Here is a 19,205-nt window from a genome sequence, read left to right on the forward strand (position 1 = left end):
AAGGAAAGCCACCATGGCAACACCATCGAAGACCGCAGCCCCGCGGTTCCAGCGCAGGGCGCTTCTCTCTCGGCTGCCGCTGAGGAGCCAAATTGCGCTCGCCTTGGTTGCCAGCGTGGGACTGATCGTGATCCTCGCGCCGGTCTTGCCGATCGCTGATCCGCTGAGCGGTTCCCTCTCTGAACGACTGCTGCCGTTTTTTAGCGATGGCCATGTCCTGGGCACCGATAGCCAGGGTCGGGACATGCTAAGTCGACTGGTGTACGGAACGCGTACCTCTCTGATCGCGGGGGTCGTGCCCATCGTGATTGCCACGACGCTCGGCCTAGTTATCGGCACTATTGCGGGGCTCGCGGGCAAGGTAACCAACACCATCCTGATGCGCGCCGTCGACGTCATGTTTGCATTTCCCGGCGTGCTACTTTCACTTCTTCTCGCCATCACCCTCGGCGTCGGTCTGGGAACGCTCATCCTCGCGCTGACTCTGGTCTGGATCGCACCCGTCGCCCGAATCGCAGAGACTGAAGTAACGCGAATTCGTGAACTTGATTTCGTCACGGTCGCGCGAGCTAGTGGTGCAGGCCTCCCGTCGATTCTGGGGCGACAGATCGTTCCGGTTGCGCTGCCGGCGGTCTTAGCATTCTCGACCTCACTTGTGGGGGCCAACATCGCCATTGCGGGTGGGCTTGGGTTCATTGGGCTTGGGGTTCCTTCACCGGAACCGGAGTTGGGATCCATCCTTCAAGAAATGCAGGCTGCCATTTATAGCGACCCCGGGCTGGCGCTCGCACCCGTTGTCGTAATCATCGCGCTCTCGATGCTCTTTCCGCTCGTCGGAGATGGCTTTCGAGATGCCATCTCCGGACGGGGGCAAGAGTCATGAGCCTAGGCACCACAACCGCAGCATCGGGAGGGCGACTCGATGCCCAAACACCGTTGACGCTCGACGCATCACACGTCTCGGTGTCATTTCGATCGCCCCGCGGTGGCTGGAACACTGTCGTCGATTCGATTGGCCTCGGCCTCGAGCGTTCTCAAGTCACCGTCCTCCTCGGCGAGTCAGGCAGTGGCAAGACGGTATTCGCTCGCACCATTACGGGAATGGCGCATCCCGCAGCAAGGGTCGACGGCACTGTTGAGTTTGACGGAGTCGACCTGTTGACCGCCGACCGTAGAGCTCTCCGCCGACTTCACGGGGACCGAATTGGAATGGTGCCTCAAGACCCAAACTCTTCGCTCGATCCCATGAGGCGAATCGGCGGACAGATAACCGAGACACTCCTTCAACATGGGAAGGCTCCCAACCGTGCAGCCGCTTTGGCGCGAGCAACTGAGTTGCTTGAGTTGGTGCACATCGCTGATCCCGAAAGGGTTTTGCACAACTACCCCCACGAAATCTCTGGTGGCATGCGTCAGCGAGTCGCGATCGCGATCGCAATCTGCTGTGAGCCGGAGCTGATCATCGCGGATGAGCCGTCGAGCGCTCTCGACGCCTCAGTCGGCGTTCAAGTCGTGCGACTCCTCGATGATCTTCGTGAGCGTATGGAGACCGCAATTCTCTTCATCACTCACGACATTGGAATCGCAGCGCTCATCGCCTCGAAGCCGCACGACCGCGTTGCGGTCATGTTGGGCGGCCGCATTGTTGAGCTCGGCTTCGCGCATCAAGTTCTCCACAACGCGCAGCACGAGTACACGCGTGCGCTTCTCGCAGCCGAACCGTCCGCTAACACTCCGCGAGGGGCGCTCGCGGTCGTCCCAGACGAGGTGCGGATGAGGCGGGATTGGGGTCCGTTGCGTGACATCGAGCCCGGCCATGCCGTGGCTTCAACTCCTCAGGAGGTAACAGCATGAGTTCAGTTCTCGCTGCCGATGGCATCGTGAAGCGTTTTGGCGCATTTACCGCACTCGACGGGGTGTCCTTCCGCCTCGAGCGCGGACGAACGCTCGGTGTAGTAGGTGAATCAGGTAGCGGAAAGTCGACTCTCGGCAGAATTGTGATGCGACTCATGGCTCCGGATGCAGGTGTCGTCACCCTCGGTGACGATGACTTGTTCTCGATGACTGAGCGCCAGCTGCGTATGGCGCGCCGACGAATTCAACTGGTTCCCCAGGATCCGAGGCACGCCCTCAACCCCACGATGACGGTTCAGCAGTCGCTCGCTTTTCAACTCCGGGCTCAGGGGGTGCCCACCCGCGAGTGGTCCGCACGTTGCGTGGAACTGTTGGCGCGCGTATCGCTCACTGCTGACTACCTTCACGCCTACCCGCACGAATTATCTGGTGGTCAGGCGCAACGGATTGCAATCGCACGCGCGATCGCCAATAACCCAGAGGTGATTGTTGCTGACGAGGCGGTGTCGGCACTGGATAAGTCAGTTCAAGCGCAGGTGCTCAACACCTTTGCGGAGCTGCAGAGCGATCTTGGCGTTGCGCTCTTTTTTATCAGCCATGACCTCGCGGTCATCGAGCACATCAGCGATGACGTGCTCGTACTGAACCGCGGTGAAGTCGTCGAGTCGGGGCCGACTCGCGCCGTGTTGGACGATCCGAAAGACCCGTACACGCGGGTGCTTTTGGACGCGAGGCATAGTGCGGAGGCCGTATGACCGATGAAAAGAAACGCGCACACCCCTACGACACAAGGAGAGACATGCATTTCACAAACACCCGCACGCGGCGCTTAACGGCGGTCGCGGCCGCGGTTGTGTCTACAGCACTCGTCCTGACCGGCTGTGCCGGTAGCGACGGCGGAGACACAGCTGAGCAAGAACTCGTCATCGGTTCACAGATGGCATCCTTCCCCAGCCTTGATACCGGTGCCATCACCACCGCCGGCTATGAGGGCCAGCGACTCATCGGAAACCTGATCTACGAGGGCCTTACCAAGCGAGACGTTTCTGACCCGAACGCCCCTGCTGGCGTCGCGCCGGCTTTGGCTGCGTCATGGGAGATCGCGGAAAACGACCTCGACTACACCATCCACCTGCAAGAGGACGTGACCTTCCACGATGGCACGGCGTGGGATGCTGACGCGTTGCTCTATAACCTCACTCGCTATATGGACGAGACTGACCCGAATTACGACCCGGTGCTGGTGACCTACTACTCGGTGCTGAACTTCATTGAGTCGACCGAAAAGGTCGACGACACGACGGTCGTTTTCCATCTCAACGAGCCTTTTGCCTTCTTCCTTGCTGACCTCTACAACGTCTACTTCGCTAGCCCCGCTTCGTTGGAGGAGTTTGGTGCAGCAGGTCAGGCCAAGGATCCGGTCGGAACTGGGCCGTTCGTTTTCGATTCCCTCGAAGAGAACCAGTCGATCTCGTTCGTTCGCAATGACGACTACTGGGCTGACGTAGCAAAGCTCGACCGGCTGACTGTTGAATTGATTCCTGATGCTTCGGCTCGCACCGCTGCCTTGCGTTCGGGACGTGTCGACTGGATCGAGTCAGCGCAACCAGATGACTTCGCAAGCCTCGAAGCGGCTGGGTTCGTTACGGCTGGTAACGCGTTTGACTGGGAATGGTCATGGCAGTTGATGACGCAGGAGGCGCCGCTGGATGACATCCGCGTGCGTCAAGCGATGAACTACGCGATTGACCGTGAGGCAATTGCTAGTGACCTGCTGCACGACACGGCTTCGCCGGCATATCAGATGTTCGCCCCCGCGAGCCTTTATTATGACGAAGCCGATGACATCTATGACTACGACCCCGAACTGGCGAGTGAGCTTCTCGCTGAAGCAGGCTATGCCGATGGTGTTGACATCACGGTTGGCTACATCACAGCCGGTTCTGGTTCGATGCAGGCCAAGTCGATGAACGAAGCGCTGCAAGCGCAACTGGCCGAGGTCGGCATTCGGGTCACCCTTGACCCAGTGGACTTCTCGGGCATGTACGGGCAGTTGGGTGAGGGTGACACTGGTTGGAACGCTGCGAACCAGGCGTTCAGCCTTGAACAGCCCTCGAGCTGGAACGGCTTCTGGTTCGGTTGCGATGGCAACTTCTTTAGCTACTGCAACGAAGAAGCAGATGCGGCTTACGCTCAGGCGATCGTGACAACTGACGAAGAGGAGCGTGGTGCGCTCCTGACAGAGGTTGGACATCTCGTCACTGAGGATGCTGCGTGGTTGTTCGTTGCGAACGACACCGCACCTCGCGCCATGTCAGCTGCTGTCGAAGGCTATGAGCAGCCGAAAAGCTGGTGGGTTGAATTCACTGACGTATCGATGGCTGACTAAGAACAGCTAGCGCCACAGCGGCCGGCCCCGTCTGACGACGGGGCCGGCCTTTCGCGCGCCTCCACGCCTCATCGACTTCGCACCTTCGCGCGAAGGCGATGAGGGCTCTTTGTCTCTCTCGCCGTCGACCACTGTGTGTCGCGGCGTGTGAGGCTTGCGGAGGCTGGTTCTGGGCCGTGCCGGGGCGCTAGTCCGGGCCGGGAACGCCGGGAAAGTCGGATTGGGCTGCGTGGGCTCATGGCGCTGGGTCTTACTTCTGTGGCATCACTCGGCTCCCAGCGAGTGCGATGCTGCGGTGCTAACTCGGCGGGGTTGTCACGCTTCGGCGCTTGGCCGCCCTGCGGGCTAGATGCTTGCGTGTGCCGCCAGTGGATTCGACTCACGGAGTTCTGGCTCCGCGAGCGGGGCGGTCCTGCGGCTGCGTGCGCGATCTAGGAGCGCGAGGATTGCCGCTATGAACAGGAAGACCGAGGTGAGTGCAATCGCGAGTGTCGGACCGAGCGTGGGTTGGCCCGCGACCGTGGCTACATCCTCGTAGCCGTAGTAGAGGATGAGCGCGAAAGCGATACCGATTGCGGAGCCGAAACGCTGTGAAAATTGAATCAAGGATCCGGCGACACTTGCTCGATAGTCAGGAACTTCAACCAAGGTGCGTGCTTGGTTCGCAGGTCCCGCTAGTGCATTTCCGAAGGAATTGGTGACCAGGATAGCGCTGACGATCCACGGCAGCGCTGCGAGGGGGGCGCTGCCGAAGGCTACTGCGATTCCTGCTAGTGAGAGTGCGCCCATGCCGGTTCCTATCGCGATCAAGCGGTAGGTGGAACGTTGGGGGAGCCTGCCGGCAATCCACGAGCCGATGATCGTGGCCACGGCTGCGGGAAGCATCCAGAGAGCTGTCTGGAGCGCGGTCTGTCCCGCCTCCCGCTGTAGTCCGACGGTGATGACGAGGGTGCCAGCTGTGGCCGCTGCGTGCATGAATCCGGCGATGAAAACACCAACCGTCAGGTGTCGAAACCCGAAAAGCAGTGGGTCAACGAGAGCTTGACGGCCATTGCGCGCTCGCTGTCGCTCGTAGAAAACGAAAGCGAGTGCGAAAATTGCCCCCAGTAGTGTCAATGCCAGCGTTAACCATGATGCAGGCGAGTCAGAAGAGACCGTGCTCAGGGGGCCGGCGAGCAAAATAACGGCTGGCGTCAGGAGAATGACTCCGATCGAGTCGAACCCGTGGCGCTTTTCGCCGCGTGGTTCTCGCACCACGAAGACTGCAACGGGCAGCACCACAATTCCGATAACGACGTTAAGCCAAAAGAGTGCTCGCCAAGCTTCGGGACCGCCGACGAGTTCCATGAGAACTCCAGCGATTACGGGGCCGAACAGCGCGGTAGCCGCGATCGTCGCCGCTAGAGCCGCTAGTGGGCGTGATCGTTCTTCAGGCGGGAAAATGCGTTGGATAAGCCCGAGCACTTGCGGCATCAATATGCCTGCTCCGGCGCCTTGAAGCAGACGCCCTCCGATCAGCCACGCGATATCAGGAGCTAGGGCACAGACCACGCTCGCGCCGAGGAACATAAACCCGCCGACCAAGAAAATGCCTTTGCGGGACAGAACGTCGCCGACGCGTCCGGCGGGCAACAACAAGACGGCGTAAGCGAGGGTGTAGCCCACCACCATGACTTGAATAGTGGAGCCCGAGCCACCAGTAGATGCTTGGATTGCGGGCAACGCAACGCCAACTTTCGACACGTCCAGGATGGTGAGCGCAGCGGTTGCCGCAAGCACGGCGAATGTCGCCCAACGATGTGGTGCGCGCTGCTGAGCGGCTGCTGAGTTGCCGGCGGTCACGAGAGCCTTTCGTTGGTGGCAGCGTCAATGTCGTAGAGAACCGAAATGAAGTGCGGACGGAAACACAAAGGAAACACCGATACTGTACAACAGTATTGGAGTACGTTTCCACACTAAAGATGAGTAGAGAGCGAGAGCCCGATGAGCGACCGGACAGCTGTTGTCATGATCGACATGCAAAACATGTACCTTGAGCAAGATCGACGCGATGCCTTCGGATGGCCTCCGATTTGGAACCTTGATGCGGTGGTAGCAGAGTGTTCAGCGTTGCTCGCCGACGCTCGCTCGACGGGCATCCCGATCATCTACACGCGCCAAGTAAGCCGGCCTGATGGCGCAGACACGACTCCGAGCATCCGTCGCCTCGAAGCAAAGCTCGCGGATGCCGCAGAGGGTCCGGGTTTCGATCCCAGCGACTGGTCGTCACAGATCCTCGATTCCGTGGCCCCGCAGCCCGGTGACATCGTTATCGAAAAACACCGCTGGGACGCCTTCTTCCAGACAGACCTCGACACGATTCTGCGCAATCTCGACGTTCGCCGTCTCGTTGTTGCCGGACTGCAGACCAATGTCTGTATTGAAACCACGTCGCGCACAGGCATGATGAAGAACTTCGAAGTGGCAGTGCCTGAGGATGCGGTTTCGACTGACGGCAAGTCGCTGCATGACAACGCACTTGACGCGATGCGTGTGCTGTACGTCGAGGTTGCGCCGTGGCGTGAGCTCCTGGCCCCGGGGGCCCCCTGGGATCGCGCCTTTACAACGCCCCATTACGGCCGTCGTCAGGAGAGCTAGGCAACAACTCTCATGCGCGCTGGCACCAAGGTGCTCTGCCGTGCCATTCGGGTGCAGGGCAGAGTGCCGCCAGCGGGACTTGCGGAGAGAATCAGCCTAGGACGGGATCCGTCGGCCGCACTTCGCGGGTTCGCCGCGGAAGCTTGAGCACCGCGTAGACCGCAACGACGCTCAGAATCATATTCACCCAGTTGATCTCGTATTCCGCCTTCGGAAAGTACTGCGCTGCGAAGGCGACAAGCCCTCGAAGCACGAGTGCCCACATGTTGATCGCGAGAAAACCTTTGCGGGCCCATTCGCTCCCGCGGCCCACTTGGATAAGCAGAAGAAGCCCGATCACACCAGAGGTGATCAATCCGGCTTCGGGATCGTCGAGGGGAAAGAAGCCCCACACAATCGCGACAACTTGGGTGGCGATCGCGACTCGCAGCCACGGAAACGTGGTCTCGTCATCCGCGGCTATCTCCGAAGCTGATTCGGGAGTCGTGTCAGTCACGTTCGAATCTTTCCATGTGCTGACTCTGTCGACTATCTCTAGCGTCGCCCCAAGTCGAGGGGCATGGGACAGCCTCGAGCCTCGGCCCTCACGTCGCGGGCCGCTGTGATGCTCGCCCCTCGCCGTCGGAAATTCAGGAAAATCTCGCGGGGTGGCAATGCGAGCCCTGTTAGCTTGGCGGGTCGCAGGAACGCATCCTCGGATTTCCTGAGTTTCCAACAGGGTGCGCGCAGCGCGCGCTACTCACGGGGCGAAGTCGCCCCGCTACCTTTCTCGACGTACCTAACGACAGGTCGTAGCCTCTAGTCAGGACGTCACGAGGAAGAGGCGCGCATGAACAGACGCGTGATCGGGCTCGCACTTGTTGCGCTGCAATTTGTGCTGATCGCTGCGTTGGTGCTTGTGCCGTGGACTGATCCGCTGTGGCACAGAGACGCAATCGCTTTCAGCGTCGCTGGCGTGCTCGCGCTCGCCGGAGCGGTCGTCGCGGTCCTCGGGGTGCGCGGGCTTGGCCGTTCCCTCACTGCCAACCCGGTGCCGCTCGCGAGCTCAGAGCTGGTAACGGATGGCCTCTACGGCTGGGTTCGCCATCCGATCTATAGCGGCCTCTTGGTTGGTTCCCTCGGTGTCGCGTTGGCCGGCGCATCCTGGTGGCACCTAGGGACATGGCTGGCGCTCGTGGCGCTGCTCATGGCCAAAGCACGCTGGGAGGAGCGCATGCTCGTCGAACGCTATGTCGACTACGCCGAATATGCGATGCGCGTCGGCCGTTTCATCCCCGGTGTCGGACGCATCGGTTGAACCCGATGTGCCATTGACCTAGGAAGCACGACCCGGCCGGAGCGGCGCCGCGATTCGCGCGCCACGATGCGCCTGGCTGGAAACGATGTTCTTGTTGGCTTGGAGCGTCGCTGCCGTGTTTTCTTAAGCGCGCTGCCGCTCAGGAAAGAGCAGCGCAAGCACTTCGCTTGAGAGGTGCTTGGGGAAGGCCCAGAACAGGTCACCATCGCGTGTCGAGATGACAAAGTGAGCGGAGTCTGCCCAGGCCGCAGGGACCCCAAACTCTGGTTCTCCCGCAACAGCGGTAGCGCTGAGCACGGGAATAGTGCGATCGCCCACAATTCCGAGTTCGGGAACGAAGGTGAGGCGGCCGTCGGCGATTTCACACACGCCGACGCTCCATTCAGTGCCAATGTTGAGAACCCGGCCGTCCAACGCCCGGATGGCGCAGGCCACTTTGTTGGCGTCAAAGAGTCGTCGATCACGTGCTCGGTGATTTGTCGGATCCCACGGGATGAGCGCAGCGAAGACCATGACGAGGAACTCGAAGAGCGCGCTCACTGTGCAGGTGCTCCTCGTTCTGATTGTCCTCGGCAAACGCTGCCCACTGCCGCTACAGAAGAGCATAGTCAGGCGTGGCTGAGGTCGATCGAGCCACTCACGTATGCAATTGGAGACTCGGGAGAATAGGGGAGGCCAGCGTGCACAGCTTGAGGAAAGCAAGGCTTCGTCGAGTGCCTGTTGCGAATTCTCCTGAATTGCCGTGATGGCAATGGCGATGGCAAACGTGAAGACAGAAGTTCAATGGCGAGCTACGCGAGAAGGCCCAGAGGGCAAAAAAATGACCCTCGCCCGGTAGAAGCCCGGGAAAGGGTCAAGTGGCTCCGACGGGCGTCGATCCCGTGACCTCACAATTTTCAGTCGTGCGCTCTACCAACTGAGCTACAGAGCCGTAAGAGTTTCCTCCTACTCGTAAAGGTTTCCCCCTACTACAGAAAAAGCCCCTCCTTGCGAAGAGGCTTTCTGTTTGCGACCCTGACCGGACTTGAACCGGCGACCTCCGCCGTGACAGGGCGGCGCGCTAACCAACTGCGCTACAGGGCCAAGCTATTAAATTCTGTGTGTGTCTGGTGACCCCAACGGGATTCGAACCCGTGCTGCCGCCGTGAAAGGGCGGTGTCCTAGGCCACTAAACGATGGGGCCTCGAAGTCACAGAACTTCTTAGCTACCGAGGGAAAAGCATACGGTGCGTTTCGTGATTTACCAAACTGAGAAGCAAACTGACTGATATTTCATGAAGCGCTTTTTCCAACAGGCTCAAATGTACCCGACTTTTGCGGCGCCGGATACTACGTTCAGTGAGAGGTTGAGACTTTTGCGCCAAGTGTCGTTGGCGCGGGTGATCTTTCCCGCGTGGCTACGCGCTCTAAGCCAACGCCCGATAACGCTGAGGGGAATAATGAAGGTCATGCATGCGAGTCGGGGAACCACGGCAACGCGAGCGCTCCGCTCTCTCGCCTTCCGCGTCATTGGCTTCACCGCCGCGCTTAGCCTTGTCGTTGGCGTGAGCGTCGTTGCCGGTACCAGCCAGGCAGCATTCGCCGATGATTACCCCACGTGGAGTGACGTCACCGAAGCCCGCAATGACGAAGCCGCAACCAAGAAAGTTGTCGAGCGCATTGAGGCGGCACACGTTCAGCTCGAGGCTGATGCCGCAGCCGCCCAGAAAGAGGCCGAAGAAAAGGGCAACATCTGGCAAGAGGCTGACACGAAGTACCAAGCGAAGGCCACCCAGACCGCAACTTTGCAAGAGCAAGCGGATGCCGCAAGCGCCGAAGCTGACGAAGCTGAGACACGCATCGGTGAGCTTGCCGCGCGGCTCGTGCGTGCCGGTGGTGGCGACGTCACCACTAGCCTCCTCGCCAACTCGCAGGACGCAGACGCGCTGCTCTACAACCTGGGCATGTCGTCAAAGATTTCGCAGCAGACATCCTCCCTGTTTGATCGCGCTGTTCAAGCTCGCAATACGGCGCAGTCGCTGAGCGATGCTGCGGAAGTTGCTCGCGCCGAACTTGAAGTTCTCAAGATCGCGGCTGAAAAGGCTTTCGCTGAGGCTCAGGCCGCCGCTCAGGCCGCCGAAGAAGCTCTCGCCGAGCAGCAGGAGCGCAAGATTGAGTTCGACGCTCAGCTCGCCGCACTGACTTCTGCTCGCAAGGCAACTGAAGACAGCTATCTAGAGGGCGTGCGTGAGCGCGAAGCCGCTCGCGCTGCTGCAGAAGCTGCCGCACAGGTTCCGAATTTGGACGCTGGCGAAATCAGCCTGAGTGGTTGGGCCCGCCCCGCCGGGGGATACATCACTTCGGTGTATGGCTACAGCTCGAATTACGGCTCCAGCTTCCATAAGGGCACCGATATCGGTGCTGCTTGTGGTGCTGGCATTTATGCGGCGTCGAGCGGAACCGTTGTTTATGCCGGTTATGGCTGGAATGGCGGCTACGGAAACTACATCATCATTGAGCACAGCGGTGGATTGCGCACCGCGTATGGCCACATCGTTGACGGCGGTATTCGGGTTTCTTCTGGACAGAGTGTGGCCGTCGGAACGAAGATCGCCAGCGTCGGCTCGACCGGAAACTCCACCGGATGCCACCTTCACTTTGAGGTGCGCCCCAACGGCTGGGACACGACAAACCCGGTGCCGTTCATGGCGGGCCAAGGCATTCAACTCGGCTAAAGCCTCAGAACGTGCTCCTGCTGAAGGGAAATGCTCGCGAATCAGCACCGCAGTCTTTCCATGGCATCCTGATGGGCCGGGATCGGCCGGGGAGATGCGTTGCGGCGTGCACTAATGCACGCGAAACCCGCATTCAACAAAAGGTTGAGACTTTTGGGTCGCATGTTGTTAGTGTGGTCAATGTTATTCGTGTGACTAATGGCCATTAGTCGGCGCTGAACAATGTTTAGGGGAACAATTGAAGGTCATGCATGCGAGTCGGGGGACCGCAGCAAAGCACAAGCTTCGCTCACACTCTTTTCGGGCAATCAGTTTCGTCGCGGCGCTCAGCCTCGTCGTCGGGGTCAGCGTTGTTGCGGGAAGTAGCCAGGCTGCTTTCGCCGATGACTACCCCACGTGGAGCGAAGTCACTGAGGCCCGCAACAACGAAGCGGCGACTCAAAAGGTAGTCGACCGCATCAAGGCCGCACTGGTAGAACTCGAAGCTCAAGCCGTCGCCACTCAAAAGGATGCCGAAGAAAAAGGCAACATTTGGCAAGAGGCCGACACGAAGTACCAAGCGAAGTCTGCACAGACCGAAACTTTGCAAGAGCAAGCGGATGTCGCAAGCGCCGAAGCCGATGAAGCTGAGAAGCGCATTGGTGAGCTTGCTGCGCGGCTCGTGCGTGCTGGCGGCGGAGACGTCACCACGAACCTCCTCGCCAATTCTCAAGACGCCGACGCCTTGCTTTACAACTTGGGCATGTCATCGAAGATTTCCCAGCAGACATCCGCTCTGTTCGATCGTGCCGTTCAGGCTCGCAACACCGCGCAGTCGCTGAGCGATGCTGCCGAAGTGGCTCGCGCCGAACTTGAAGTTCTGAAGATTGCCGCCGAGAAAGCGTTTGAGGAAGCTCAAGCAGCAGCGGCTGCAGCGGAAATCGCAGTAGCGGAGCAGCAGGAACGCAAGGTTGAGTTCGACGCTCAGCTTGCTGCTCTCACTGCCGAGCGCGTCGTCACCGAAGCTGACTACCAGGCTGGGGTCAAGCAGCGCGAAGCGGAGCGCATTGCACGCGAGAAGCGGGCTGCTGCGGCAGCCGCGGCTGCAGCTGCTGCTGCCGCCGCTCAAAACGGTGGCTCCAGTGGCGGTTCAGGCTCCTCGAGCGCCAACGGCTGGACTAAGCCTGCCTATGGCTACATCACGTCGGTGTACGGCTACAGCTCGAACTACGGCTCAAGCTTCCACAAGGGAACTGACATTGGCGCTGGCTGTGGTGCCCCGATCTACGCCGCATCAAGCGGAACTGTTGTGTACGCCGGTTATGGCTGGAATGGCGGCTACGGCAACTACATCATCATCGAACACGCTGGTGGAGTGCGCACCGCTTACGGTCACATTATTGCCGGCGGCATCAACGTCTCCTACGGTCAGAGCGTGGGTGTCGGAACCAGAATTGCCAGCGTCGGCACGACCGGAAACTCCACCGGCTGCCACTTGCACTTCGAGGTTCGCCCCAACGGGTGGGACACCACCAACCCCGTGTCATTCATGTCAGGTAAGGGCGTTGGCCTCGGCTAAAGTCTGAGCACAGGCTTGAGGCAACGACGTCTCTGGCAGAGGGAGCACGCCATGCACTCAGTTGCCGGACTCGTTGTTGTGATTACGGGCGCTGCCCGCGGAATGGGCGAGATTTATGCTCAGCGCGCTGTCGCTGAGGGTGCCGCGAAAGTAGTGCTGCTTGACGTCGATGCCACGGCTCTGGATGTCGCAGCAGCCGCTCTGAGTGCTGCGGGCGGTTCCGTCACCAGTTACGTTGTCGATCTCTCGTCACGCACCGCGATCGAGTCTGTCGCCGAACGCATCCGCACCGAAGTCGGAACCCCCCACGTGCTCATCAACAACGCGGGCATTGTGCGCAGTGGCTACTTCTGGGAGCACGATGCTGTCCGCGACATCGAAGCGACCATGCAGATCAACACGCTTGCGGCTATGTATCTCTCGCGCGAACTGCTGCCGGCGATGATCGAGGGCGGAGCGCCCAGCCGCATCCTGAATATCGCGTCGGCGGCCGGAACTCTCTCGAATCCGAATATGAGTGTCTACGCGGCATCCAAGTGGGCCATGATCGGCTGGAGCGATTCGCTGCGGCTCGAACTGAACAAAGCGGGCCACGCCCATATCGCGGTGACCACTTTTGCGCCCAGCTACATCAGCACCGGGATGTTCGCCGGCGTGCGGGGGCCGCTGTTGACCCCCATCATGACTCCCGAGATCGCGACCTCGGCAGCGTGGTCGGCAATGCTCCGCGGCAAGCCGCTACTCATGAAGCCCTGGACAGTGGGACTCGCTCGCGGGCTCAAAGGCGTGCTGCCGACGCGCGCTTGGGACTTTGTGGCAGGGCGAGTCTTCAAGGTCTACAACTCGATGGATGAGTTCACGGGGCGCTGAGTTCACGGGGCGCTGAGTTCACGGGGCGCTGAGTTCACTAGGAGCTGAGCCCACCAGCCGATAAGTTCGGCGGGCGCTGAGCCGCGCTAACCCGTTAAACGCCGATGGCGGATGCCTGAGCATCCGCCATCGGGGTGACGCGCACGGTACCTGAGCACCGCGCGCGAGAAGTGCGTAGTGCTGCTTAGTGGCCTTCGGCCTTGAGCTTCTCGAAGCCAGCCTGAACGATTGCGTCAGCTTCTGCTGCGTCGCCCCAACCGTCGATCTTGACCCACTTGCCGGGCTCGAGGTCTTTGTAGTGCTCGAAGAAGTGCTCGATCTCCTTGCGCGTGAACTCAGGAACATCGTTGATGTCCTGAATGCGCGACCAGCGCGGGTCTTTCGCCTGAACGCAGATGACCTTGGAGTCGATGCCGCCGTCGTCGCTCATGTTGAGCACAGCAACCGGACGAACCGAAATACCCACACCGGGGAAGGTCGGAGCATCGAGCAGAATCAGAGCGTCTACGGGGTCACCGTCGAGGCCGAGAGTGTTCTCGAAGAAGCCGTAGTCGGTGGGGTAGGCGAAGGTGGTGAAGAGAAAACGGTCGAGAAATACGCGACCGGTTTCGTGGTCAACTTCGTACTTGTTCCGGCTTCCGCGCGGAATCTCAACGACAACGTCGTATGCGGCCATGTAGCTGCTCCTAAGAAAAATGTGGGGTTGCTGCAATAACGTTACTGGATGCACTCCGACAGACGCCCCCGTCTTACTCCCGCAATCGCTGATGTGAGGCGTGCTGTGCGCACTGCGTTGAGCTCATTACCGGTGCCCGCGGGTTCGGCGGCGGTGCCTGCAGGCTCAGAACCGCTCGTTCTTGTCGCCCTCAGCGGAGGCCCCGATTCGCTTGCGCTGGCGGCCGCAACGGCCTTCGAAGCGTCCAAGGCCGGCATGCGGGCCGGTGCCGTGATCGTGAATCACAACCTTCAAGACGGGTCAGCGGATGTTGCCGCCGCCGCCGCACAGCAGGCTCGCGACCTCGGGCTTGAGCCCGTCGACATCCGCTCGGTTCTCGTCGGTGACGCCGGAGGCCCCGAGTCTGCCGCCCGGGACGCGCGCTACGCGGCGCTCGCCGAAGCCGCCGCCGAGCATGGCGCCGTCCGGGTGCTGCTCGGCCACACCCTCGACGATCAGGCCGAAACCGTGCTGCTTGGCCTTGCCCGCGGCAGCGGGGCTGGCAGCCTCAAAGGGATGGCAGCCGACACTGGCCAGTACCTGCGGCCGCTGCTGGCAGTGCCGCGAACCACGACCGTTCAGTGCTGCGAAGACTCCGAAATCGCGGCGTGGAATGACCCGCACAACCTCGATACCTCGTACACGCGAGTGCGGGTGCGGCAGACCATTTTGCCGCTGCTGGAAAGCGAACTGGGCCCCGGCATCCGCGACGCTTTAGTGCGAACGGCAGACCAAGCGCGCGAAGATGCCGACGCTCTCGACCATTTTGCAGAAGAAATCGCGGAAGATTTGGCCGAGATTTCGGAGGCGGGAATCTCGTTGCCGGTGCGCGCGCTTGCGGCGAATCCGGCCGCTCTACGTCAGCGTTTGATTAGGTTGGCGGTGGCAAGCGAGTTCCATGTCTCGCTCAGTCGCACCCACACTCTGGAGATCGCGCGCCTCGTCACCGACTGGAGGGGGCAGGGACCGATCGACGTTCCCGGCGTTAGGGTTGAACGACGAGAGAACCTTCTCCACTTTTCGGCCCACAGTGAGGAACGCGATGCAGTTTAGCGATGTCGAAGGAGACCTCAGCGAGGTCCTTCTGACCCAGGAAGAGATCCACGAGAAGATCGCCGTGATGGCGCGTCAGATCGAGGCCGACTATGCCGGCGAGAAGCTGCTGCTGGTCGGTGTGCTGCGCGGTGCTGTCATGGTGATGGCTGACCTCGCACGTGAACTCAACCTGCCGATCGAGATGGACTGGATGGCCGTCTCCTCGTATGGCGCCGGCACGCAGTCCTCGGGTGTCGTTCGCATCCTCAAAGACCTCGACAGCGACCTTGAGGGCCGCAAGGTACTCATCGTTGAAGACATCATCGACTCGGGCCTCACGCTCTCCTGGTTGCTCGGCAACCTGCGCAGCCGCGGTGCTGCCTCCGTGGAGATCTGCACCCTGCTGCGCAAGCCGGATGCCGCCAAGGTCGAAGTGGACGTCAAGTACGTCGGCTTCGACATCCCCAACGCGTTCGTGATCGGCTACGGCCTCGACTACGCGGAGAAGTACCGCAACTTGCGCGGCGTCGCAGTGCTCGCACCCCACGTCTACGCCTAGGGCCGGCTGAATGCGGGCGAAGGCAGCAATCGATCAGGCGACCGACGAGATTGTTGGTCTGTTTGAGAATCGGGTAGCCGAGCAGAAGGCCCCAGCATCGTTCTTCGCGGTGTTTGGTCCAGACGGCATCGTGCTGGAGGGCGGCTACGGCGAGAAGGTTCTTGGCGAAGGCAACGCTCCCGACCGCGACACGGTGTTCCGCATCGCGTCGTGCACGAAGAGCTTCACGTGCACGCTGCTGCTGATGCTGCGCGATCGTGGACAGCTCAGCCTCGATGCGCCGATCACTGACTTTGTTCCTGCGTTCACCGCTCTCGAGCCAGCGGCTGCTCCCGTGACTCCGAGTGTGCGTCAGCTCATGACGATGTCGGCGGGGTTCCCCACCGATAACCCCTGGGGTGACCGCGTGGAGGAGATGACGCGGGCCGAACTCGACGAGTTCATGGCGGCGGGCATCCGCTATTCGAGCACGCCAGGCACTCGCTTTGAGTACTCGAATCTCGGCTACGCCCTGCTGGGTGAAGTCATCGCCGAAATTACGGGCCGCCCCTACATCGAGGCGATTGCCGCCGAAATTCTCGAACCTCTCGGCCTTACCTCGACCCGCTTCGAGGAAGACCCGGATGCCGATGTCGCCCTCGGCTACCGGCTCGCCAATGGGCAGTGGCAGGTTCAGCCGTTCACCGGGCCCGGAGTCTTTTCTTCCATGGGCGGTTTGTTTTCTAGCGCGACCGACCTGGTGCGGTGGTCGCTGTGGCTCGCTGGTGCCCTCGATCCAGACGGCACTTCAGACGGACCCCTGTCTGCCGCCAGCCGCCGCGAACTTCAGCAGATTCAGCGCGCCGTGCCCGAGGGCATGTCGAAGGCTGCCGAGTTTTCCGAGCCGACAGCCCACGGTTATGGCTACGGCCTGTTCATCGATGAGGGCACGACGAAGATCGTGTCGCACTCGGGCGGTTACCCCGGCGTGAGTGCCCACATGCGCTGGCACGCCCCAACCGGCCTCGGCATTGTGGCGTTCGAGAATGGCACGTTTGCGGCATCCTCGATCCCGGCAACTCAGGCTTTGCAGGCTGCGTTGAATGCGTACGGCGAGCTGACGACGCCAGCTCCGGCCTGGCCCGAAACTCTGGCCGCTCGCGACGTGTTCGATGGCCTCGTTCGCGAGTGGGATACCCCCACCGCGGATGCGCTCGCCGCCGTGAACTTGGCGCTCGATGTTCCGTGGGAAGAGCGCATCGCTGGCATTGCGAAAGCGATTGCTGAGGTGGGGCCGCTCACCGGTGCGCCGCTGACCGAAGTACCGCGCACCCTCAGCGACACTCCTGCCGTGACCAACTGGACGATCGACGGCGAACGCGGTCGCATCAAGTGCCACATTTTGATGAGCCCCGAACTGCCACCCCGCGTGCAAACCTTCGCGGTGACAACCGAAAGTCACTAGCCGCAGCGAGCCCGCTCGGAACGCATTACGCCGAGGGCAAACATGCAGTGGTCTTGCAGCGCGATAACGGTAACCTTGCAGCACGTTTCTTCAGAGAGAGGCACTGGGTCACCCGACCCGGAACATCATGAATTTTAAGCGCATTTTCCGCGGCCCCGTTCCGTACATCATCATCGGTATCGCCGCCGTCTCGATCGCCGCGAGCCTTCTCCTCGGCGAGGGCTACAAAGAGATCACCACTCAAGAGGGCCTCGACCTTCTTCAGGGATCGACGGTGTCATCAGCCACCATCATTGACGGTGAGCAGCGCGTTGACCTCGAGCTCTCCAAAGCCGACGGCGACAACGGAACGAAGGTGCAGTTCTACTACGTAGCACCGCGTGGCACCGAGATCGTTTCTGCTGTCAACGGCGCCGACGTCAAGGAGTTCAACGACCAGGTTCCGCAGGAAAACTTCTTCGTCTCCTTCCTCTCGATCATGCTGCCGTTCCTCATCATCGGCATCATCTTCTTCTTCATCTTCAGCCGCATGCAGGGTGGCGGCGGCAAGGTTATGCAGTTCGGCAAGTCGAAGGCCAAGCTCGTGGGTAAAGACACCCCGCAGGCCACTTTTGCGGATGTCGCTGGTGCTGACGAGGCCATCGAAGAGCTCGAAGAAATCAAAGACTTCCTGAAAGAACCGGCCAAGTTCTTGGCTGTTGGCGCCCGCATCCCGAAGGGCGTACTGCTGTACGGCCCTCCCGGAACCGGTAAGACCCTGCTGGCCAAGGCCACCGCGGGGGAAGCTGGCGTGCCGTTCTACACAATCTCTGGTTCTGACTTCGTCGAAATGTTCGTGGGTGTCGGTGCAAGCCGTGTTCGCGACCTCTTCGAGCAGGCCAAGCAGAATGCTCCCGCAATCATCTTCATCGACGAGATCGATGCTGTTGGTCGCCACCGTGGTGCCGGAATCGGTGGCGGTAACGATGAGCGCGAGCAGACGCTCAACCAGTTGCTGGTCGAGATGGATGGCTTCGACGTGAACGCCAACGTGATCCTCATCGCCGCAACGAACCGCCCTGATGTTCTCGACCCCGCGCTTCTGCGCCCTGGTCGTTTTGACCGTCAGATTGGTGTGGATGCTCCCGACAAGATCGGTCGCAAGCAGATTCTCGAAGTGCACGCCAAGGGCAAGCCCATGGCCGAGGGCGTTGACCTCGAAGTGCTCGCTCGCAAGACGCCCGGCTTCACCGGTGCTGACCTGGCGAACGTGCTCAACGAAGCAGCCTTGCTGACCGCGCGCTCCAACGCGCAGCTCATCGACAACCGTGCTCTCGACGAGGCCGTTGACCGTGTCATGGCCGGCCCGCAGCGTCGTTCGCGCCTCATGAACGACAAAGAGAAGCTCGTCACGGCGTACCACGAGGGTGGTCACGCGGTGGCTGCTGCCTCGATGCGCAACACCGACCCCGTCACGAAGATCACCATTCTTCCTCGCGGTCGTGCCCTCGGTTACACGATGGTGATGCCGCTCGAAGACAAGTACTCCGTTTCGCGTAACGAGCTGCTCGATCAGCTCGCCTACGCGATGGGTGGTCGTGTTGCGGAAGAAATCGTGTTCCACGACCCGACGACCGGGGCATCCAACGACATCGAAAAGGCCACCTCGATTGCTCGCCGCATGGTCACCGAATACGGCATGAGTGCCCGAATCGGTTCCGTGAAGCTGGGCAGTGCCTCAAGCGAACCCTTCATGGGTCGCGACATGAGTTCGAGCCGCGAATACTCCGAAGAGCTCGCCAAGATCATTGACGAAGAAGTTCGACTGTTGATCGAGAAAGCTCACGACGAGGCATGGCAGATGCTCAACGAGAACCGCAAGGTGCTCGACAAGATCGCCCTCGAGTTGATGGAGAAAGAGACCCTCGACCACGTCGAGCTCGACAAGATCTTCAAGGGAATTGCCAAGCTTCCCGAGCGTCCCCAGTGGCTCTCGAGCGACGCGCGCCCCGTGTCGCAGTTGCCTCCCATCAAGGTTCCCAAGAAGAAGGTGCCGAAGGCTGACGCAAGCGACAGCGACGAAAGCACCCCTTCGAAGCCGGCACGCACCCCACGGCCACGCAAGTCGCCCGGGGTAGCAACGGCCTAGGACAC

17 protein-coding genes and 3 tRNA genes are annotated in these 19,205 nt (G+C 60.8%); 13 read left to right on the top strand and 7 right to left on the bottom strand.

Annotation, left to right across the window (positions count from 1 at the left end; genetic code table 11):
* The first annotated feature begins 13 nt into the window (after nucleotides 1-13).
* The 4 genes from I6E51_RS02900 to I6E51_RS02915 are packed head-to-tail and all read left to right on the top strand — an operon-like array spanning nucleotide 14 to nucleotide 4,243.
* The gene (locus I6E51_RS02900) at nucleotides 14-883 is read left to right on the top strand and encodes an ABC transporter permease (RefSeq protein ID WP_197109397.1); all 870 of its coding nucleotides are present in this window, start codon (nucleotides 14-16) and stop codon (nucleotides 881-883) included.
* Nucleotides 880-1,854 carry an ABC transporter ATP-binding protein gene (locus I6E51_RS02905; protein WP_197109398.1) on the top strand — a complete coding sequence of 325 codons (975 nt, stop codon included), beginning with the start codon at nucleotides 880-882 and terminating at the stop codon, nucleotides 1,852-1,854. Before I6E51_RS02900 ends, I6E51_RS02905 begins: the two co-directional genes overlap by 4 nt.
* Nucleotides 1,851-2,609, top strand: a complete 759-nt coding sequence (locus I6E51_RS02910) for an ABC transporter ATP-binding protein (RefSeq protein WP_197109399.1) — start codon at nucleotides 1,851-1,853, stop codon at nucleotides 2,607-2,609. Before I6E51_RS02905 ends, I6E51_RS02910 begins: the two co-directional genes overlap by 4 nt.
* A 44-nt stretch (nucleotides 2,610-2,653) precedes the next feature.
* Nucleotides 2,654-4,243 carry an ABC transporter substrate-binding protein gene (locus I6E51_RS02915; RefSeq protein ID WP_197109400.1) on the top strand — a complete coding sequence of 530 codons (1,590 nt, stop codon included), beginning with the start codon at nucleotides 2,654-2,656 and terminating at the stop codon, nucleotides 4,241-4,243.
* Nucleotides 4,244-4,588: 345 nt separating this feature from the next.
* On the opposite strand, the gene I6E51_RS02920 is transcribed toward I6E51_RS02915, so the two are convergent.
* A complete protein-coding gene (locus tag I6E51_RS02920; RefSeq protein ID WP_197109401.1) occupies nucleotides 4,589-6,085 on the bottom strand; it encodes an MFS transporter in 1,497 nt (498 codons plus the stop codon).
* Between the two features lie 141 nt (nucleotides 6,086-6,226).
* Between I6E51_RS02920 and I6E51_RS02925 the strand changes: the two genes are divergently transcribed.
* Nucleotides 6,227-6,880, top strand: a complete 654-nt coding sequence (locus I6E51_RS02925) for a cysteine hydrolase family protein (RefSeq protein WP_197109402.1) — start codon at nucleotides 6,227-6,229, stop codon at nucleotides 6,878-6,880.
* A 91-nt stretch (nucleotides 6,881-6,971) separates the two neighbouring features.
* Here the strand turns inward: I6E51_RS02925 and I6E51_RS02930 are convergent, their stop codons facing one another.
* On the bottom strand, nucleotides 6,972-7,376 hold the full coding sequence (locus I6E51_RS02930) for a hypothetical protein (RefSeq protein WP_197109403.1): 405 nt from the start codon (nucleotides 7,374-7,376) through the stop codon (nucleotides 6,972-6,974).
* A 333-nt stretch (nucleotides 7,377-7,709) separates the two neighbouring features.
* On the opposite strand from I6E51_RS02930, the gene I6E51_RS02935 reads away from it, so the two are divergent.
* Nucleotides 7,710-8,177 (top strand): isoprenylcysteine carboxylmethyltransferase family protein, encoded by a 468-nt coding sequence (locus I6E51_RS02935; protein ID WP_197106579.1) that lies wholly within the window; start codon nucleotides 7,710-7,712, stop codon nucleotides 8,175-8,177.
* A gap of 123 nt (nucleotides 8,178-8,300) precedes the next feature.
* On the opposite strand, the gene I6E51_RS02940 is transcribed toward I6E51_RS02935, so the two are convergent.
* The 4 genes from I6E51_RS02940 to I6E51_RS02955 form a co-directional block, all read right to left on the bottom strand.
* Complete coding sequence (locus I6E51_RS02940; protein WP_197106578.1) at nucleotides 8,301-8,717, bottom strand: hypothetical protein; 417 nt, start codon at nucleotides 8,715-8,717, stop codon at nucleotides 8,301-8,303.
* A 318-nt stretch (nucleotides 8,718-9,035) separates the two neighbouring features.
* A tRNA-Phe gene (locus I6E51_RS02945) sits at nucleotides 9,036-9,108 on the bottom strand.
* A gap of 78 nt (nucleotides 9,109-9,186) precedes the next feature.
* Nucleotides 9,187-9,260: transfer RNA gene (locus I6E51_RS02950), tRNA-Asp, on the bottom strand.
* 24 nt (nucleotides 9,261-9,284) lie between these two features.
* Nucleotides 9,285-9,360, bottom strand: a tRNA-Glu gene (locus tag I6E51_RS02955).
* 256 nt (nucleotides 9,361-9,616) lie between these two features.
* Here I6E51_RS02955 and I6E51_RS02960 point away from each other — a divergent pair.
* The 3 genes from I6E51_RS02960 (at nucleotide 9,617) to I6E51_RS02970 (ending at nucleotide 13,319) form a co-directional block, all read left to right on the top strand.
* A complete protein-coding gene (locus tag I6E51_RS02960) occupies nucleotides 9,617-10,891 on the top strand; it encodes a M23 family metallopeptidase (RefSeq protein WP_197109404.1) in 1,275 nt (424 codons plus the stop codon).
* A 247-nt stretch (nucleotides 10,892-11,138) separates the two neighbouring features.
* Nucleotides 11,139-12,449 (top strand): M23 family metallopeptidase, encoded by a 1,311-nt coding sequence (locus tag I6E51_RS02965; protein ID WP_231599820.1) that lies wholly within the window; start codon nucleotides 11,139-11,141, stop codon nucleotides 12,447-12,449.
* 51 nt (nucleotides 12,450-12,500) lie between these two features.
* A complete protein-coding gene (locus I6E51_RS02970) occupies nucleotides 12,501-13,319 on the top strand; it encodes an SDR family NAD(P)-dependent oxidoreductase (protein ID WP_197109405.1) in 819 nt (272 codons plus the stop codon).
* 184 nt (nucleotides 13,320-13,503) lie between these two features.
* On the opposite strand, the gene I6E51_RS02975 is transcribed toward I6E51_RS02970, so the two are convergent.
* The gene (locus I6E51_RS02975) at nucleotides 13,504-13,995 is read right to left on the bottom strand and encodes an inorganic diphosphatase (RefSeq protein ID WP_197109406.1); all 492 of its coding nucleotides are present in this window, start codon (nucleotides 13,993-13,995) and stop codon (nucleotides 13,504-13,506) included.
* Nucleotides 13,996-14,043: 48 nt separating this feature from the next.
* Here I6E51_RS02975 and tilS point away from each other — a divergent pair, with 48 nt between their 5' ends.
* The 4 genes from tilS (at nucleotide 14,044) to ftsH (ending at nucleotide 19,200) form a co-directional block, all read left to right on the top strand.
* A complete protein-coding gene (gene tilS / locus I6E51_RS02980) occupies nucleotides 14,044-15,087 on the top strand; it encodes a tRNA lysidine(34) synthetase TilS (RefSeq protein ID WP_197109407.1) in 1,044 nt (347 codons plus the stop codon).
* A complete protein-coding gene (gene hpt, locus I6E51_RS02985) occupies nucleotides 15,077-15,628 on the top strand; it encodes a hypoxanthine phosphoribosyltransferase (RefSeq protein WP_197109408.1) in 552 nt (183 codons plus the stop codon). The genes tilS and hpt overlap by 11 nt, the downstream gene beginning before the upstream one ends.
* A gap of 10 nt (nucleotides 15,629-15,638) precedes the next feature.
* The gene (locus I6E51_RS02990) at nucleotides 15,639-17,072 is read left to right on the top strand and encodes a serine hydrolase (protein ID WP_197109409.1); all 1,434 of its coding nucleotides are present in this window, start codon (nucleotides 15,639-15,641) and stop codon (nucleotides 17,070-17,072) included.
* Nucleotides 17,073-17,199: 127 nt separating this feature from the next.
* Nucleotides 17,200-19,200, top strand: a complete 2,001-nt coding sequence (gene ftsH / locus I6E51_RS02995) for an ATP-dependent zinc metalloprotease FtsH (protein ID WP_197106570.1) — start codon at nucleotides 17,200-17,202, stop codon at nucleotides 19,198-19,200.
* Nucleotides 19,201-19,205: the final 5 nt, after the last annotated feature.

The sequence above is a fragment of the Salinibacterium sp. NSLL17 genome (assembly GCF_015864935.1).
Classification (GTDB): domain Bacteria; phylum Actinomycetota; class Actinomycetes; order Actinomycetales; family Microbacteriaceae; genus Rhodoglobus.

Bases quoted from the DNA above. Each gene is read 5' to 3' on its own strand.
- I6E51_RS02900 (WP_197109397.1), top strand. From the start codon at position 14: ATGGCAACACCATCGAAGACCGCAGCCCCGCGGTTCCAGCGCAGGGCG.
- I6E51_RS02905 (WP_197109398.1), top strand. From the start codon at position 880: ATGAGCCTAGGCACCACAACCGCAGCATCGGGAGGGCGACTCGATGCC.
- I6E51_RS02910 (WP_197109399.1), top strand. From the start codon at position 1,851: ATGAGTTCAGTTCTCGCTGCCGATGGCATCGTGAAGCGTTTTGGCGCA.
- I6E51_RS02915 (WP_197109400.1), top strand. From the start codon at position 2,654: ATGCATTTCACAAACACCCGCACGCGGCGCTTAACGGCGGTCGCGGCC.
- I6E51_RS02925 (WP_197109402.1), top strand. From the start codon at position 6,227: ATGAGCGACCGGACAGCTGTTGTCATGATCGACATGCAAAACATGTAC.
- I6E51_RS02935 (WP_197106579.1), top strand. From the start codon at position 7,710: ATGAACAGACGCGTGATCGGGCTCGCACTTGTTGCGCTGCAATTTGTG.
- I6E51_RS02960 (WP_197109404.1), top strand. From the start codon at position 9,617: ATGAAGGTCATGCATGCGAGTCGGGGAACCACGGCAACGCGAGCGCTC.
- I6E51_RS02965 (WP_231599820.1), top strand. From the start codon at position 11,139: ATGCATGCGAGTCGGGGGACCGCAGCAAAGCACAAGCTTCGCTCACAC.
- I6E51_RS02970 (WP_197109405.1), top strand. From the start codon at position 12,501: ATGCACTCAGTTGCCGGACTCGTTGTTGTGATTACGGGCGCTGCCCGC.
- I6E51_RS02975 (WP_197109406.1), bottom strand. From the start codon at position 13,995: ATGGCCGCATACGACGTTGTCGTTGAGATTCCGCGCGGAAGCCGGAAC.
- tilS (WP_197109407.1), top strand. From the start codon at position 14,044: ATGCACTCCGACAGACGCCCCCGTCTTACTCCCGCAATCGCTGATGTG.
- hpt (WP_197109408.1), top strand. From the start codon at position 15,077: ATGCAGTTTAGCGATGTCGAAGGAGACCTCAGCGAGGTCCTTCTGACC.
- I6E51_RS02990 (WP_197109409.1), top strand. From the start codon at position 15,639: ATGCGGGCGAAGGCAGCAATCGATCAGGCGACCGACGAGATTGTTGGT.
- ftsH (WP_197106570.1), top strand. From the start codon at position 17,200: ATGAATTTTAAGCGCATTTTCCGCGGCCCCGTTCCGTACATCATCATC.